This window comes from Arthrobacter sp. NPDC093139 (assembly GCF_044754165.1).
GTDB lineage: Bacteria > Actinomycetota > Actinomycetes > Actinomycetales > Micrococcaceae > Arthrobacter.
Genome location: NZ_JBIVOO010000014.1, coordinates 26,745 through 43,739, shown reverse-complemented (window position 1 = coordinate 43,739; position 16,995 = coordinate 26,745). Strand labels below are relative to the sequence as shown.

Sequence of the window (16,995 nt, the reverse complement as noted above, 5' to 3'; positions counted from 1 at the left end):
TCACCTCGGACCAGGGATTCGCCGTGCAGCTGCCTGCGGCCGGCCGACCAACTAGGATCATCCGGTGGAAATCACAGGAACGATTCAGATGCCAGACGGCAGCACCGACCACATCTCCGCCCAGGGCGACACCTACGAAGATGCTAAGGCCACCCTTGAGGCTGCAATGCCTGAGGGAACGAAGCTGATCGTTATCCGCACTGACAGGTGAGCGGCCGCATAGGCCTGAGCGCTCCCGCTGGTTATGCCCATTGTGGGCAGGTGGAGCCCCCTGGATTAGCTCAAAGCTGTCCACACTGGGCATAACCGGCCGCGTCTGTTCCTCGGAACCGGCGGCACGCCCGGGCGCTGACGGCACGCCGCGACTTTTTCTGTGGACGGCCGCCGCCCGCGCATCCACAGCGAGCAACTGCTGCGGCACGGCCTCTGTGGAGATCCTGTGCACGGCCAAATCCTGGGCCTCCAGCCCTTCCCCCGCTGTCAGACCCGCACCCCTACGATGGTTCTCCCCACAGAGCGGAAGGCAGGAGAACCATGCACGAACAACCGCCGCCGCGGGCCAGCAGCTGGCAGATCGCCGGCGTCTGGATCTCCGCCGCTGCCCTGCTGATCGCTGCCGCCAGGGCAGCCATCGATCTATTGCTGCTGTTCCGGTGAGGGTCGAAGAGAGGACGCCTTGGCTAGAGGATGTAATCCTCGGCAGCATCGGAGGCGTAGAGGACGTTGGCACTCGTTGCCTCTGCTACCTTCTCGCGGACCACAGGGTCAGTCAGTCGGAGCCGCCGGAGGCTTCCCGAGTTCTTCGGGTCCGCCAGAGAATCGACGCGGGTCAGAAGGTCGGGATGTTCCTCCGCATAACGAGCCAGAGCTTGTATGTGGGGAAGCGCGTCCTTGTCCAGCGTGTAGTGCGGGTCGATGATCGCCAGCTTGGGACCGTCAGCCGTCTGCTCGACGAAGATGAAGTCCGGCTGGAAGGTCCGCCACCGATCGTCTGTCTCGAAGGCGATCCGGAACGCATCGGAGCTCGCAGAGGACGGGTTCCTGTACCAGGCCACCACTGCATCACGAGCCACCTCGCGGGCCAGGACAGTGGACTCCCACGTGTTTTTGACCAGCTTCTCCTCGATCGGCCAGAGACCATCATCGTCTGCATAGGCATGCTTCGACACCTTTGGCAGCGGCTTGCCTTCGATTGTCGTCGTCCCGTAGGACTTCTCCGTCTTGAACTCGATCCGAGCGTCCTGGGGGTCGGCCGCCTGCTTCCGAACCCCCGTGAAGTCGGTCTGGGCTTCCTTGCTGAGCAGATTGATGTCGTCCTGGTACTGCTGGAAGAGTCTGACGACGTACTCCTCGCAGAACGTTTCCAGATCTTTGACGATCTCCGGGACGCGTCCGACCGCTGCAACCTGAGCTCTGAGGTCAAGCTCGTTGATCGGCAGGCCAGCCTGGCGAGCCGCTTGTCGGAGGTGCTTGTAATACGTAGCCCCCATCCCCGAAAGAGCACGGTTCGAGTCGTTGAAAGTGAACCGGACCGTTCGGAGGTCAGCCTGGACCTGACGATTGTCCTCCGTGGATTCCGTCCCGAATCCTTTCTGGATCACCTTGATTTCCGCCGTGAGTACATCTTTCTTGGCTGCAGCAACCTTGGTCGAGTACTGGGTCTGCTTGCCATCGAGCAGCTTGCAGAGGTCCGCCTGGGACTTCTTCACGGGATCGCTACCGATCCCGTGCGTGTTCAGCAGCGACGTCATGGTCTTCAACCGAGAGACTGGTCGGCCCTTGCCCTGAGGCGGCAGGACAGACGGAAGCGCTGCGATAACTTCCCGCAGCTCCTGAGGCACGTTGGGGTTGAATCCGAACATCTTTGCATTGATGTTCACGGTGCTCTTGCTCTTGTCGCGCCCATCCGGCTCCCGGTCCCCGGTCAGGATATCCACCACGTTCTTCGCCGTCTGGGCGTTGAAGTGCGGGACATAGCAGGAGACCATGTCGAGTCGCTCCACTTCAGTGGTCTTCGCGAGGGGGTTCCGCACCATCCGCCCCAGCATCTGCGTAATGGCAGTGTCATCATTGATGGTGCGAAGGCTGAAGAGCACCTCAGCTCGGGGGCAGTCCCAGCCAGCGCTGATCGACTCCTTCGCGAAGAGGACCCGGATCGTGACGTCATCGCTGACGGAATCGGGTTCGACCTTGGGGATCTCGCACACCTTGGTCTCGATCGTTCCTCGATCGCCGAGCACATGAGCTACGCAGTCTTCAGTGAAATCGGCCAGGTCGGTCGACAGGCGAGCCGCGATCTCCGAGATGAGCCGGTCCTCAGACGTTGTGTCAGCGGCGTCGCTGCGATCAGGCAACTGGACCACGATCAGTGGGACAACCGGCTCGGGCCGATCGACCTCCTTGCAGTACTCGGCCCAGGCCTCCGTCGAGGCATTCAGGTCATTGATCGCCTCGCCGAGAAGGGTCGTCCACATCTTCTCTTGCTCACCGGGCAGTGCAAGCGCGATCGTCTGCTTCAGTAGGCCAGAGTCCCGAACATCGGCAGGGTCGATCCATACGTCCTCGCCGCCGGCGGCGGGCAACATCTTGTTGATGCTCTCCCGGAACCGCTTCGGTGTGGCACTGATTCCCCAGACGATCGGCGGACCCGGCCGCGAACCGTCACCCCTAATGACCCGCTGCAGCAACGACTGGTTGTCCTCTGACACGACTGACTTCATGCCCACGTGAGCCTCATCCACCACCACGTAGAGCACACGGTCGTCGGCGGTGGATGTGTTCCGAAGCGTGTCCCAGAATGTGAAGGGCCGGCCGTCGTTCGGCTTCGTCAGCTTCCCGTTCACTCCGAGGAGTCCAAGGCTGAGGAAATAGACCTTCCCGGCCTCCAGCTTGTCCAGGTTGAAGGTGTTACCAATGATCTCAACGTCACTGACAGGGATGCGTTCGGCGAACTTAGTGAACACGCTCTTCGTCTGCGTGTTGAGCGCAGGGTCGTAGTTCAACCACAGAACCGTGGCCCCCTGCACTGGGTTCACGTTGAAGGTCTCGGAGCCACTGAGCAACGCCTCGATGACAGTGGCCGCGATGACCGTCTTGCCCGAGCCGGTCACGGACGACAGAGCGAACGCCGCGGTGGCAGGTTTGCTCAGCTCTCGTGTGGCCTCCCAGCTCTTTGTGGCTGCGTTGAGGACTTCGATGACCTGGGAAACGGCGGTGGTCTGGAACGGGATCAGTGGCAGTTTCAAGGAGGTCCTCAGATGATCTCAAAGTTGGACAAGTACGATCTGTACAGCCGTTCGGACTCGACCCCCGGCGGGAGGGTAGAGGCGACTCGCGCATACTCGGTCTCGTAGTCGGTAATGATGAACGCTCTGTTCACATCCTGTGCGGCTTCGAGCGCCTCGGTGAACTTCCGGTGCTGATCGAGGTCGAAAAGGATGGCGTAGGTCTCAGAAACGACGTAGCCTTCGTCGGGGATCGACTCGATCCTCTGCCCCCGCGAGCCAGCTTTCATCCATAGCAGGGGTGCGATAGCCTCGAACGCTTCCCCGACTTCGATCGCGTCAGGGTCACCGTACGTCAGCGTGAAGAACTCTGCGTTCTCCTTAAACCCTTCCGACATGGGGAACTCGTCGGTGAACTTGTAATCCCCCTCGATTGGTTCACCAGTCGGGGTCTCACCGACGATGGCAGCGGTGATCCTTGGTTTGGTGATGTATTCGCATATGCCCCATTGCTCCCAATCAGGGTCGCCCGGACGGAGATCAGCTGAGCGCAGACGGACCTGTTCTTCGGCGGATACCTCATTGTTCGTTACCGAGATGCTTTGGCGCCGGCCCCCGTCCTGCTTGTTCAGGCGCATGACTGCATGGGCGGTGGTACCCGAGCCTGCGAAGAAGTCCAGGACTACCGCATCCGGCTTTCCCCCGACGAAGAGTCGTAGTGCGTCCTCGACGGCGTAGAGGGACTTCGGATAGGGGAAGGGACGAGATTTCAGCAGGCTGGTCAACAAACCCGATCCGTGCTCGCTGGCACTATGCGCAGCTCGGGTCCATACGGTGCGGGGATAGGTCCTCTTCGATGCAGCGGCGGCGTACTCGACAATCATCGACCGATCGTCCCGGCGGCCCGTCACGACCATCTCGCCGGCTTTGACGAGGGCGAGGTTGGGGTCTGTCAGGTACCACAGCGGGAACTCGTTTTTGTCGAAGTTGACTTGGCCCGTCCGCACTGCCCCTATCTCGAGCAACTGCTCGAACTTTGCCTTGACCACGGACCATCGTCCTGGCGTCCCGTCAGGGCGGGGAGTGGGCCAGACAGCTACTGTGCCGGACGGCGGCACCACTGCCTCCCCGTTGTCATCGTCTGAGGGAACTTCTCCTGCTCCGGCGATGAATCCGGTCTCCTGGTCAATGAAGATCGGGTAGTAAGCTCCCGGGGACTTGGAGCGCACTCCGTTAGCGCCTGTTCGCGTAAGGCCGCGCCACCGTACACGAGTGCTTTTGAGATCGGGACTCTTCCCAAACATCGGGTCGAGAACGGGCCGCGGCGAGGCTGCCCCGAAGGCCACGAATATGACGAATTCCTCGACGCGTCCGAATCCGTTGTCCGGCGTCCCCTTCGGGTTGATGGTCACAACGACGTTGTTGATCCGTGCTTCGGGGAACATCTGCTCAAGGAGTAAGGACAGCCGGGCGTGCTCGTTCTCATCGATCGTTACGATGAGCACCGAGTCGTCCGGGTTGAGCAGCTTTTGGGCAAGCTTTAACCGCCGTTCCATGAAAGCGAGCCACTTCGAGTGCTTGTCGTCGTCGTCCGGGTCGACGTAGTCGTTGTTGTACTTCCAGTCCCGTGCTCGCGTGTTATAGGGCGGATCAATGTAGATGGCATCGATCTGCCCCGGATGGGTATAGGTGAGCATCTCCAGCGCGTGGAAGTTCTCCCCGTTGATCACCGTGTGGAACGGCTTGTCGAAGCCCCGCTCGACCTTCCCAGTGGAGACGAGCCCGGGGTAGATCGGATACCGGAACTCAGCCATGACGATCAGATCGTCAATCGGCCAGTCGAGCGAAGCCGGCGAGTCTTTGGGCCCATTCACGAGTGTCGCGGTCGCCACGCCGACAGACTCGACGGTCCAGACCGTTCCCCATAGGGGGTTCACGGAATCGCGATCCGCCTTCTTGCGGCTCGTTGCAAGAGCTTCTGCGTGGACTCCCCGCGGTGGCAAGATAGCGACCCGTGTGTGCTCCTTGACCGCCAGGCTCGGCAGTGCGACAGCCTCTGGCTCGTGGTGCTCGAAGACGAGTCCGACGCCCTTGCTGCGTCGGTCGATCTCGTCACCGATCCTCTTGGCAAGCTCTGGGTCGAGCGAGCGCACTCGGTCGAGCAGCAGACTAAGCGTGTTCGCCATGAGTACCTTTCGTCAGCAATGAGTCGACCTAACCCCGCAGTTCTAGGATGAGACCGATCGATCCCAAGTCCACCAGATGCATCTCGACCGCGCCGGTCACGACACCGATGCGGCACGCACATCTCGTGCTGCAGACGCATGCCTCGGGAGGACCCTCCACGACCAGACCGCTCCGCCTCGCGGAAGTCCGTGTAGGAGCGCCCGGTCGAACAGCGGTGCGGCCTCACTACTCTATCTGGCCCACAGCTGGGACCGTTGCGCTGCCCCCGCCCAGGCATGCGTCAGCCTCTAAAGCGGCTTGGCGGGTTGCACGGTCGCGTCTTGTCCTTCTCCTGCTGTTCGCGGGCGAGAGGTTCGGCGTTCCTTGGTCGGTGTTTCACGGGCCTGGGCTATTTCCTGGCGCAGTTGGTCGATTTGACGGCCGTAGGTGTCGTGGAGGTCTTTGATGCGTTGCTCTCCATGGGCGCGTTCAAGCTCCACGTTTGCTCTGGCGGCCTCGCGCTCGGCGGTCAACGTTGCCAGGTTGCCGCGCATGTCGGCTGCCACCTCACGGGCACGGTCCAGTTCGGCTCGGGAAGTCGCAAGCTGGCCCTGCATCTCCTCGATCGTTGCTTCGCTGCGACTGGCACGCTCCGCCTCCGCTTGGGCGCGGCTCTCGGCCGCGCCAGCACGCCGCTCGGCCTCGGCCCGGGCTTGCTCCTCAGCCTCGGCCCGTTTGACCACTGCATCACGCTCCTGCTGGAGCTGCCTCAGCTGCGCCCGTGCGGACTCAATGTCCGCCCTCAGCTCCGCAGCTTCGGCCTGAGCCTGCTCCCGGTCGGCCGCGGCAGCCGCCTGAACCTGGGAGAGCTCTGAGGCAAGCTGCTCACCGCTCCCGCGTGCGGTCTCCAGCTCGGCTTGGAGGCCGGCCAGGTTCTCGGCTAGTTCTTCACTCTTGCGTGTTGCTTCCTCGGCTGCAGCATCGGCCTCGTCCCTTTCGGCCTCGGCCCGGCGCTGAGCTTGTTCTGCACGGGTGGCCCGCGCATTCGCGCCGGCGACTTGCTCGGCGGCCTCGCTCGCCACCGACTCGATCTGGGCCTCTGTCGCCTCGGGGTCACCAACCGTGCGCAGCTCGTCGACAAGCGCCGTCAGCTGCTGCCCAAGGTGCTCTATCATGCCGGTCACCTGCCCAGTGATCTCGCTTGCCCTCTGGCGGGCGGCATCCACCGGGCGAGTCTCCGCGGCGTGCACGGGGTCGTTGAGCCTCTGTCGTGCCCGCCAGGCGGCGGCCCGGTTATGGGAGGGGTCGTCGCAATACTCCGGAGGCCGGCCGGTACCGCCCTCGGACACCATGGCGGGACGCTGGCACCCCGGGTACCGACAGGTGCGCTCTTCGACGATGTTCTCACTCATGTCTTCACCCTATCGTGTTTCGTTAGTGAACAGAATACGAAACGTAATGAAATACGAAAACGAAATACGAAACTGCAAAGTCGTCTATTGGCGTGGCTGTCATTTTCCAAGTCGTCTGCACAGATTTTCTTCCTCGCCTGCACAACCGGTTCGTGATTGTCAGACGAGGTCTTGTGTGCTCATCAGTTGGCCTCTGGATTGGTCGCCCTCGGGTCAACACGTTCACGCACAAATGGGAAAAAGTCCCCCCGGAAGTGCTGAAGCAGAGGCGCAAGATGATTTCCAACAAACAAAGGAAGGGGACTGAGCGGCCAAGCACGGGCTAGATGGAAGGATGAAGGGCATGGACCTCCCCTTACCGGACATGATCGCCGGCCTAGCACTCCTTGGTGGCATGCGTAGGGGCGTGGACCACGAGGCGTATACACAAGGACCGGTGGGAGGGTCAGAGTCCGGATGAACGTTTGCCGCCTACTTTCCCTACACTGGCACCAGGTCCCGTCAAGCAGTCCCATGTCAGGACCTATGCTCATAGCGTGTCTTATCTGAGGGGGACGACCATGGAGCATCCAAGCGATGCCAAGCCGCGGCTCACCGCGCTAGTCGGAGTAGTTGTGGCTGCGGTGTTCTTAACTGGTTGTTCCGCCACCCCCGAAAATGAGGGCACCACGCCCCCGACCGCCAGACAAAACACAACGGCCGATCCCGGTGTGGTGGGTGCAACAGCAGATCCCAGTTCCACTTCCGCCGGGCTCATTCAGGCGGTCCACAACCAATGCGATTTCGGAAGCAAGATCCTCCGCTACCTCGCGACCGGCGATAACCAGGGGGATCCGAAACTAGACACCGCCTTCTCGCAGCATGTGGGCGTCTCGCTCCCCCGGGCACGCGCCATTGCCGACCAGGCTATTGAGCGATGCGACGCGGCCATCTCCAAGCGGGAGGCAGCGCAGGCATCAACCGCAGCATCAGCGCAGGCGGAAGCCTCCGAGGCCGCAGCGGAGGCCCAGGCATCGGCCAAGGCAGCGCAGGACAAGGCGGACCGTCTTGCCAGAGAACAGAAAGTTTGTGCTCCGCTCGGCGGGACCGTTCAGGACGGCGGCGACATAAGCGCTGACCTCTGCGTCTCGACCAATAAAGGCAACGCGACCGACGAGGCGCAGCTATCCTGCGCGTCCGCGACCATCCCGTTCCAACCGGACGGAACGCTGTCCGCCGCAGACATAGCGACTTTCAAAGAGGGCTACCCGGGTTGCTTTTCTTAGAACTTGGAGGACAGGCCAGCCCGGACCCTTACCAGCCGGACAAAAGATTGAGCGCGTGGAACCGGAGGGCAACCTCACTCCCAAGCTACGCACGCAGTAGAGTCATTCCCGTGCTTATACCCCTTAAGGATGCGGTAGATCGCTTCCAGCAAGAACCGCGCGCTTGGCAGAATGCCTACGACTGGTACCGGCAACAGGCGCTCCGCAACGGCAGAGTCTCGCTCAGCAATCACTTCGTCGCGGCAGTCAAGCAGGGACGGCAGTGGATGGTTGATGAAACCGACCTAGAAGCTGCGCTGGCAAGCTACCGCGAGCAACGCGGGAACCTTGACCAGATGACAGCGGACTACAATTCTCGCATCCTCCACCCGGGTACAGTGCGAACCGCCGGCGGCGGGTACACCGTCAAAGGTGCCTTCCATTTCCGCTGGGATGACAGGGCGCGCGCCCTCAAGAAGAGTGATGGTTCCTGGCTTTGCAACACGTGCTGGACCCCTGCTGCAACCGAGAATAGCCGCGCGGAGTGTCACCGCTGCCGGGACTGGAGCCCGTGCGGTCGTGACTGCACGCTGAGTGGGATCTACTGTTCGAAGTGCGGGACGTCTCTGGCGATGTAACGCACTCCTGGCCGGCCGGCAAATCTCCGGCCTTGCAACGACCAGGCCGGAGTCTATTCCAGCTCCGCAAAGTTTGACAGGACAGTCAAAAAGAATGCCTGAACACCACAAAGGCCCCTGCACTTCGAACGTAACGCGGCTCTTGACCCCTATCCATTCTCTGACCTCTGTCGGCTGTATATGGCTCAATGAGGCTGTCGCACTTCCTTGGAGGCGGGACGACTCGCACCTGGGGAGAAACGCCACCCGTGGGATAAGTAGCGTTAGGGCTTCCTGAGACACTAAGAGCGAATGGCGAATCCCGCAGCCTTCAGCTCCTTGCGCAAATCCTCTAGCCACGTGACCGAGCCATACGAGATGTAATTGAGCCCGTGAACGTCAGAAGGCTGCTCAACGCCCTTGTTAAGAACGACAACCCTCCTGCGCCCAAGCTTGCCGAAAAAATACCCTAGTTCAAGAATCACATTTTGCCGGGCCCTGGGATGGAGTTCGCCATCGGAGCCGATCAATCGTCCCTCATCGTCTGGTGTCAGAAGCACAATGGCGTAGTCAGACTCATTGGCCCGCCGTTCAAACTTCTCAATGATGGTGTCGCTCCTGCCTGCTTGGTCAGCAAGGATCTGGGGCATGACACCGGTTAGTTCGTGGACTCGAACCTTTACGTCGTTTACAGCGGCAAAATCGCGGCCATGGACGAGAAAGATGTTTTGCGGCGAATCGATGTCCGGTACCTTCCTGACTTGCTTGGCAACAGCGGCAGCGGCACCGGGCCACCCATCTGTGGCAATCGGACCTGCGGGCGACGGCCACCCGTCCCCAGTAACGGGCGTGGCAGATACCGAAAGGGATCCCCATGCCGACGCGTCCGAGGGCCCAGCTGCAATTTGTGGTGACTTGTGGATCACAGAGTTCGCCACTGGGTGTTCGAGCAGTAACCGAGCATCCTCCTGCCATTCCGGTGGCAGTCGATGTTCTGCATACTTCAATGTCTGAATGAATCTCTTGCGAGTTCGATGAGTGGCTTGCGCGTGCGCCCAAGACACAAGATCGGGAATGAAGTCAGCAACGAGAGCTAACTTCTCCTGAATGGACGGCCCTGCGCCCTCGCGTAGAACATCGGGAACTACGTCCCAAACGCACTGATCGTAGTCGTCGTCTCCGAAGTCGAGCGAGCGATATAGACGCGGATGATTGTTTAGGATGTCAGCAGTTCCACTGCCACGACCCATCTTCCTCCACTCTGTCGCACCCCAATTGGCTGCTGCGTACTCGCTGAAAGCAGCGACCAACCCATCGGCCTCAGCCACTTCCCGCCCCGATCTTTGTAACTATGTGTACCCAAAATATAGCGGCCACTCGGCTTCTTCGCTGAATGGTCGGGACACGGGAACGCCTCCGCAAGCGGAGGGCCAGCCCGCCATCCATTATGTCCCAGTTCCTTGAAACGGGGACACCCTCGGTGGGACACTCCCCCAGCGCAGTCTGATGACGGCCAGCTGCTGGGACGCTACGGTTGAAGATGCGAAGGAGCACCCAAACATGATCCTCCCGAAAGCTCGGGACCCTCGCTTCATCACCCTTCGTCGCGGTGGGACCCTTACTGATTCGGATCATCATCTGCTCGCTCTTTGGGCGGCGTCGTGCGCGGAGCACGTCCTTCACCTGTTCGAGTCTGTTCAGCCTGAGGACCCACGGCCACGTGAAGCGATCGAGCACGCCCGGGCCTGGGTGCGTGGCGAGGTCAAGATGATGCAAGCACGTGCGGCGGCGGGCATGCAATGGGCGCGGCCAGAGACCTGCGTGGGGCAGCACGGTATGCCGCGTACGCTGCTGGCCAGGCGGGAGCCGTCGCACACGTCGCCGCCCACGAACTCGGTGCGGCCGCCTACGCGATTAAGGCCGCGTGTGCCGCCGCGCCTGAGGACCAGAGCGATGCCGCGCGGCAACTCGAGTGCCAATGGCAGCGCGACCAACTCCCGCCGGCGATTCGCGAGCTCGTGCTCGATGACCAGCGGTTGCGGAACGACATCTGCTGGTCGGTGTTTGACTGTTGAAGGGCGGGGCCCCGTTGCGGCCAGTCGGAGGCATCGGTTTCCCCCTTCCCCACGTTGTCCCATTTCCTTTGAACTGGGGCATGCACCGCTAACCGCACGGACGCCGGGTTCCGTAATCTTGGTATCCCAGAAGTTATTCCAAAAGTAGCGGCTCGCTATGAAGCTGCGGTTGCGACTTCTGGGACGTCATTCAGGCTAAGGGCCCGAGTCAACGAAGAAACGCTGACACTGAGTATCTGGGCTGTCTCCTTCAGAGTTTTTCCCTGGCCGCGCAACTGCCGGGCGGCCTCTGTCTTAGACGGAGTCTGCTCCTGGACATCGCCTCGCTGGTCCTCGACGGCCAAAGAGCCAGAAGCTAGCACTGGGATGACATTTCGGTCTGGTTGAGCCCCTCACGTAGCCTAGGGACAACAACCATTTGGGGGGGCAGTAATGGGTCTGAGTCCAGCCTTCGGCATCGTGGCATCCCGTACGCCATCTTCATGATCGCGGTGGCCGTCTTGGCGCCGATCTACGCACTGGTGCTGGGCCATCATCTTCGTGCGGTTGCGCATCGCCGAACTGAAGAGAGCGGCGCAGCCCCGGCGACAGCTGATGCGCCGCAACGCACAAACCATGGCGGAGTGGCTGCCCGGCCGCCGCAAAGACGCCGCCAACGGCACCCTCTCCCCCGCCGTACGCCACCGCCTGGACACCCCGTTGGCGGGACTACCGACTAAGCGTGCTGCCGACGCCGTCCGGTGGAAGCAGCGCCTGGCTGAGGTCGTCGGCTATCAGGCGGCTGGTCCGGGAAGAACGGATCCTCGGCGTGGCCGCACACCCATCGCATACACTACGTGGCCGGAAAATTGACAGCAGCAAAGGAAGCCAGCTTGAACAACGTCATCCCCAGTAGGGCGGCAAGGCCAGCCGCTGACGGGAAAAGAACAGCCGCCTGACCGTGCCCTCGCGCCGATGACCAGCGGATGGCGATGTATCTACTGACAGGATGTACATACACTGAGGCGGATCAGAACCCTATCGCTCCAAGCGCTTCAGGTTTTTCGTCTTCCAGAGACATTGTCGTAATAGGACAGCCAAGGGAACGCCATCGACCATGTCCCATAAAACAATAGTTCATGCCATAAGCCATGCCATAGATCCTGTTGGAATACAAAGCAGACGGTTGGTTAGATATCCGATGTACCTTCCGGCCATAGGGCCTGCGTGATCAAAGGTAAGATTCCATGTTTGGCTTGCGACAAGCAGCATCATGTGAGGAAAAGCCATCCATTTTACTGACATCAAAATTGGACGCTCAACAGCGAATCAAATATGTTCTCCGGGAGAAAATCCTGCGCGTTGACTTGTGTTAGTGCAGACATCAGACCGCGCCATAAGCCACGCAGGAAAGCAAATAGGTAAACCTGTAAGCTACCCTGCTCAACGCCACGCGCCTCGTCTAATGCGTGTCATTGCCAGTATTCAGGGGGAAGTCCACATAGCGTTGAGAGCAGGACAACACATGACCCACCAAGTAGGAGAGTTAGCGCCCGATGGCACGATCACTGCAAACCCCCGTCCCCGCGAAACCTCAGGCGACGCAGGCCATTGACCGTGTTGTCTCCTTGGCGAATGGCAAAGGCGGAGTCGGCAAGACGACCACCGCAGCCAACGTTGGCGGGTACGTAGCGCTGGCCGGCTCCCGCGTGCTGCTGATCGACCTTGACCCGCAGGGCGACCTGGCCCGCGACCTCGGATACGAGCGGCAAACGGGCAGGGAATTCTTCCAGGCCCTTATCGCCGGCACCACGCCGATGATCCTGCGCGACGTGAGGGAAAACCTTGACGTCATCCCCGGCGGCCAGGACCTCGAAGACATCCAGGGCCTCATGGTGTCCCGCTCCAGCCGCTCCGACGCCGGCGACTTCGGCGACATGCTCTACGCCGTCCTGGCCCCACTGGCAGACGATTACGACTTGATCCTGATCGACACCCCGCCGGGGGAGCGGATCCTCGTAGAAGGCGCCTTCGCGATCTCCAGCGCCGTCGTCATTCCTACCCGCTCAGATGATGCGAGCATCGACGGTGTCGAACGCATCGCGCGCCGCTTCATGGCGGTACGTGACCGAAACCCGTCCCTGCAGTTGGCGGGCGTCGTCCTATTCGGTGTCGGGCCGCGCTCCCTGCGCTTGGAACGCAGCGTCCGAGACACCTTGGAAGAGATGCTCGGCACCGTCGCCCCGGTCTTCGAAACCCGCATCAGGAACCTGGAGAGCGCAAGCGCCGACGCCCGCCGCAAGGGCCTACTCTTCCACGAACTTGAAGGTGCCGTCACCGACGCTCAGAAGAACCGCCTAAAGGCGCTCCGGGCGGGGGAGAAGCCGGCGGACGGTTTCTTCTCGCGCAATGCCGGGGGACTGGCTGAAGAATACGAGCAGCTGACCGGCGAGATCCTCGCCCGACTGAACGAGATCGAAAGCGAGAACCAGGCATGAGCGGCCGACAGAACCTCGCCGGGGCATTCGCACCTGTAGCGCCTGCCCGCGGTACAACACTGCAGGGATTGCTGGCTCCGAAACGGGGCAGGGGCGCCCCTGCCCCGGAACCCGAAACCGGGGAGTCCGCGGAGGTACTTGCCCGGGAACTTGCCCAGGTGCCGCCACCAGCAGCATCCGACCCCGCTGATACGCAGGTACCTACTGAGCAGCCGCAGGCGAAGAAGCACGCCGCTGAGGAGGCACCTGTCGAGACGGCGCCCCTTGAGGTGGCAGGGGAGCAGGAGGAGCCAACGCCCACATCCGTCAAAGCCCCAAAAGCCACCACGCGGCAGCAGCCTGCTACCAAGCGGGCAGCTAACGCACCCAAAGCCTCCGAGCTCGTTCCCGGGGCGCTTCGCAACGTCGGAGTGTACCTGCCGCCGGGGCTCCTGGCCCAGGTCAAGGATGCCGTCTATCAAGAGCGGACCACCTACGCAGAGCTGTTGGTTGACGCCTTTGAAGCCGTCGATGACAAGCAAATCGCCAAGGAGTTCACTTCCGAGACAACGTTGACCAGTTCCGGCATGCCCCGCCGCGCACCGCGAAAACGGGGGGAGGCCGGCATTCAGATCCAGCTGCGCCTCGACGGGCTGCAGGTTGCCTGGCTGGATGAGAAGGTCACCGAGTTCGACGCACCGTCACGCAGCGCGCTCGTCTCGGCCGTCCTCAAGCTTTATATCCAGGCGGTACAGACTGCTAGGGAGTGATGCTGGACCTCCTTGGGACAAGCAACGTTTGTCTTCCCGTAGTGCTTATGGCATGACTTATGGCACGAAGACGGAGCGTGCCAAGTTAACCGGGGTGGGGATGCGGTGGACAGCCACATCCCCACCCGGCAGGATGGGCAGTCTTGGGGGAGTGGACTCACAACTGACGGCTTTGGCGCTGACCCTCATCCAGTTCTGTTGAAGGCCATGTCAGACAGTGACCATTCATCGGGTGGCCCCTCGAATATCTCCCAGGGATAGTCTTCACCGGGAGAGAGCAGCTCCGGAACGGTGTTGACGTTCTTAGCGAGCCATTCCCGCCAGATGATCCGGTCGTTGCGGTAACGCTGTAACTGGAGGGCCACTGCTTCCAGGACCCCAAATTGTTCGGCGAGTTGTCCCAGCGAGGTGCCGGCTACGATTGACCAGTCCCTATTGGGACTGCGAACAACCAGGTTCCAGGCGCTAAGGACTTCCAGAGCTTCGTGTACGGCGGAACGAGACAGCCGAGTGAGCCGCACAATCTCGACGGTCAGCATCCCAGGGGCGTGCTCCAGCGCTTCGAAGACGAACGCCGCCGGCAGCCCCAGTTCCCGGAAAACAGGACGCAGGGCGTAAATTTTCCCTTTCTGCCAGGCAACATCCTCGGCGGCACCTTTCAACTCTTCGGGAACGGTCAACATGTAGAGATCGCCTTTGGTTCCCCTAGCTTCTTCAACGAGGGTAACCAAGGGCTCCTTCTCCGCCCGCAACTGCCTCAAGTGCAGGCCAACAGTAGTGTGGTCAAGACCCGTGGCCACGGCAATGGACCGAACACCGAATTCAATGAACCGAGATCCGGTCATGTGGGCTGCCTCCCCTAATGCCCTAAGAACCATCCGCCGCGCCATACCAGTCCTGGATTGTTGGTAGTTCACCTCCCGTATGCGCAAGGCGTTTCGCCAAGTCCGAATGAACCGATGCTCTGCATCGGGATTTGAAATTGGACGAATCCCCTTTACCTCTGCCGCCTGTGTATTTGGCTGGCTTGTGGGGGATCTGCGGACATTGTCATTCCGGTCGGTCTGGACCGTCTTTTTGCTCAAGTAGCTGAGGGCGTTCATCCAGTCGCGCCGCAGTGATGAGAAGCGGTGGCGGGCTGCATAGCGGGCGTAGAAGGAGGCCAGTCCAGGCCAGGTTCCCTGCAGCATCCGGCGCTTCACATCCACCAACTCCAAGCCGGCGGTCGCGGCACTGAGGATGACCGCCTGGCGAGCCTCGGAATCAGAGGCATACCGGTTGGTGTCGTACATGCCGGTCTGGGCCAACACCTGCATGGTTCGGGACATGCGGCCCACCGGCTGCTCAACCACAGGCACATCGGAGGTTGTCGGAGTGAAAGTTTCCTCCAGCCGCAGTGCCCTGACTGCCTTGATCTCGGCGGCCAGGTCGTTGGTCATGGCCGCCCAGACAGCGGCGCTATTGGGCCGGCGGGCGATGTCGTAGGCCATGGACAGGCTCATCGCCAGTTCCTGGTGGCCGCCGCGCTTGTGCGGTGAGCCGGGAGTTCGCATGCAGCCGTGGAGCAAGTTCTGGTGCGGGGTCTTGTCCAGGCTCCGGTACCGGGTGCCGAGCGCCTCGACAAGATCACGCGCTTCAGAGAAGGTCACTCGCCGCGCCAGTGGGACGTAGACGTGGCGGCCGCCGTTCGGCGAAAAGTCCTCAATCCAGCGGGCCCCGACTGAGTGTAGCCAAGTCTGGACGGCGCGGACGTCGGCCTGGACCCAGTCAGTACCTGCTACGGAGGAGTCGAAGTCGAGGAAGATCGCCGCGCAGGTGCCGTCCTTGCCAAAAATCCGGACTGCAGCGGGCAGCGAAGGCAATGCTTCGGTGAGCTTCCGCTCGTGTTTTTGGGGGTACGTTTTGCCCGCGTCGCGGGACAGTCGAACGCGGGGTTGGCCGGCAAGCAGGGGTGCTAGCGCCGCCCAAACTGTGGCTGGGTCGTCTGGTTGCTTTGACACGCCAGAAATTGGGCGTGCTGGAAGCACGGAGACGTGCTGATGTACGATGTGGGTAATCCTTTCGGGGATTGAGGTATGAAAAAGGGCCGATCCTGCCAGATCGGTTTCATAGCAACACAAAGGATGGCCTTGGTTGGCCTCCACGACTTACAATCTGATCCGCCGGCAAGCTATCCAGAGGGTAAGTCTCAAGCTTCGAAGGCCCGCCTTGTGCGGGCCTTCTCTTTTGTCATGAGGCGATGCGGATGGGCAGCTCCTGCTGGTAGTCGTCGCGGTCTAGTGCGGCCAGGTCTTCTTGCAGCTTTGGTTCCACAACGGACAGAAGGTATTCAGTAACGGTCAGGCCCTTGTGAGCTGCTACTTTGGCGATTCCGTCAGCAGTGGGTTCCGGTGAGCGGAACCCAATGAACTTACGCAGGCCTTTACTGGGGCGCCCGCCGCCTCGATTTACTGCTACTGCCGTCATGTGCTGTGTCCTTTGAATTTTGTTCCCGCAGTCACGGTTACAGCTTCATCGTTGTTAGCCCGCCGCTGAGACTAACTAGATGTCCCTTGCGACTGCTCCGAAACTATCACCGGCCCAGCAGCCCTCTGGGGATTTGTTTTCAGAAAACGGGGGCGTGTCGTCTTTGTGACGTGTCGCATTTTGGCGTTCTACAACTCTTCGATAGGCCATGTCCCCTGCCGCATCCCATCAAGCTTGTTGGGGCGTCCTTCCGCGCGGTCTATCAGAGCGCCGACATACTCACCGAAGGACATGCTGTACCGCTGCGCCGCCTTCCAAACGGTGTGGTGCTGATAGGGAAGCACGAGGCAGTTCAGTGGCGCCTTCATACCGATCAGCTTGGGTGGACGGTATTCCTTCAAGTCATCACGCTCACTTCGGTTTCAGAGAACCTGTAGATGTTCAGGTTCTGCCGTGGCGATACCCGTTGCTCGTTCAAAAAGACCAAGCAAGCGACAGACTACATACATGCTCCGCACATGCACAACTCACTGCCTGTACGCTCTGGTAGGCGTCAGGTAGCATT

General features: G+C 61.1%; 13 protein-coding genes and 1 pseudogene. 7 read left to right on the top strand and 7 right to left on the bottom strand.

Translation table 11 applies throughout. The annotated features are described in order from the left end of the window. Window positions 1–64: 64 nt before the first annotated feature. Window positions 65–211 carry a hypothetical protein gene (locus ACIP90_RS17960; protein ID WP_400580921.1) on the top strand — a complete coding sequence of 49 codons (147 nt, stop codon included), beginning with the start codon at window positions 65–67 and terminating at the stop codon, window positions 209–211. 323 nt (window positions 212–534) lie between these two features. Then, on the top strand, window positions 535–657 hold the full coding sequence (locus ACIP90_RS17955; protein ID WP_400580920.1) for a hypothetical protein: 123 nt from the start codon (window positions 535–537) through the stop codon (window positions 655–657). Window positions 658–680: 23 nt separating this feature from the next. On the opposite strand, the gene ACIP90_RS17950 is transcribed toward ACIP90_RS17955, so the two are convergent. The 3 genes from ACIP90_RS17950 to ACIP90_RS17940 all read right to left on the bottom strand — a co-directional run bounded on the left by ACIP90_RS17950 (window position 681) and on the right by ACIP90_RS17940 (window position 6,802). Beyond that, on the bottom strand, window positions 681–3,245 hold the full coding sequence (locus ACIP90_RS17950) for a DEAD/DEAH box helicase (RefSeq protein WP_400580919.1): 2,565 nt from the start codon (window positions 3,243–3,245) through the stop codon (window positions 681–683). 8 nt (window positions 3,246–3,253) lie between these two features. Further along, a complete protein-coding gene (locus ACIP90_RS17945; RefSeq protein WP_400580918.1) occupies window positions 3,254–5,410 on the bottom strand; it encodes a site-specific DNA-methyltransferase in 2,157 nt (718 codons plus the stop codon). A 288-nt stretch (window positions 5,411–5,698) separates the two neighbouring features. Further along, window positions 5,699–6,802 (bottom strand): hypothetical protein, encoded by a 1,104-nt coding sequence (locus tag ACIP90_RS17940; RefSeq protein ID WP_400580917.1) that lies wholly within the window; start codon window positions 6,800–6,802, stop codon window positions 5,699–5,701. Between the two features lie 560 nt (window positions 6,803–7,362). Here ACIP90_RS17940 and ACIP90_RS17935 point away from each other — a divergent pair. Then, a complete protein-coding gene (locus ACIP90_RS17935) occupies window positions 7,363–8,067 on the top strand; it encodes a hypothetical protein (protein WP_400580916.1) in 705 nt (234 codons plus the stop codon). Between the two features lie 898 nt (window positions 8,068–8,965). Here ACIP90_RS17935 and ACIP90_RS17930 read toward each other — a convergent pair. Beyond that, window positions 8,966–9,991, bottom strand: coding sequence for a TIR domain-containing protein (locus ACIP90_RS17930; protein ID WP_400580915.1), 1,026 nt, complete (start codon window positions 9,989–9,991; stop codon window positions 8,966–8,968). 178 nt (window positions 9,992–10,169) lie between these two features. Here ACIP90_RS17930 and ACIP90_RS17925 point away from each other — a divergent pair. From ACIP90_RS17925 to ACIP90_RS17910, 4 genes and pseudogenes are all read left to right on the top strand, one after another. Further along, window positions 10,170–10,394, top strand: a pseudogene (locus tag ACIP90_RS17925) (putative immunity protein); the annotation flags it as partial. 68 nt (window positions 10,395–10,462) lie between these two features. Further along, window positions 10,463–10,738 (top strand): putative immunity protein, encoded by a 276-nt coding sequence (locus ACIP90_RS17920; RefSeq protein ID WP_400580914.1) that lies wholly within the window; start codon window positions 10,463–10,465, stop codon window positions 10,736–10,738. A gap of 1,535 nt (window positions 10,739–12,273) precedes the next feature. After that, a complete protein-coding gene (locus ACIP90_RS17915; RefSeq protein ID WP_400580913.1) occupies window positions 12,274–13,215 on the top strand; it encodes a ParA family protein in 942 nt (313 codons plus the stop codon). Further along, complete coding sequence (locus ACIP90_RS17910; protein WP_400580912.1) at window positions 13,212–13,964, top strand: hypothetical protein; 753 nt, start codon at window positions 13,212–13,214, stop codon at window positions 13,962–13,964. The genes ACIP90_RS17915 and ACIP90_RS17910 overlap by 4 nt, the downstream gene beginning before the upstream one ends. A 185-nt stretch (window positions 13,965–14,149) precedes the next feature. On the opposite strand, the gene ACIP90_RS17905 is transcribed toward ACIP90_RS17910, so the two are convergent. The 3 genes from ACIP90_RS17905 to ACIP90_RS17895 form a co-directional block, all read right to left on the bottom strand. Continuing rightward, window positions 14,150–15,991 carry a MarR family transcriptional regulator gene (locus ACIP90_RS17905; protein ID WP_400580981.1) on the bottom strand — a complete coding sequence of 614 codons (1,842 nt, stop codon included), beginning with the start codon at window positions 15,989–15,991 and terminating at the stop codon, window positions 14,150–14,152. 202 nt (window positions 15,992–16,193) lie between these two features. Continuing rightward, a complete protein-coding gene (locus ACIP90_RS17900) occupies window positions 16,194–16,430 on the bottom strand; it encodes a hypothetical protein (protein ID WP_400480465.1) in 237 nt (78 codons plus the stop codon). A 188-nt stretch (window positions 16,431–16,618) separates the two neighbouring features. Continuing rightward, window positions 16,619–16,831: a hypothetical protein gene (locus ACIP90_RS17895; protein WP_400580911.1), complete on the bottom strand. Its 213-nt coding sequence runs from the start codon at window positions 16,829–16,831 to the stop codon at window positions 16,619–16,621. Between the last annotated feature and the right edge of the window lie 164 nt (window positions 16,832–16,995).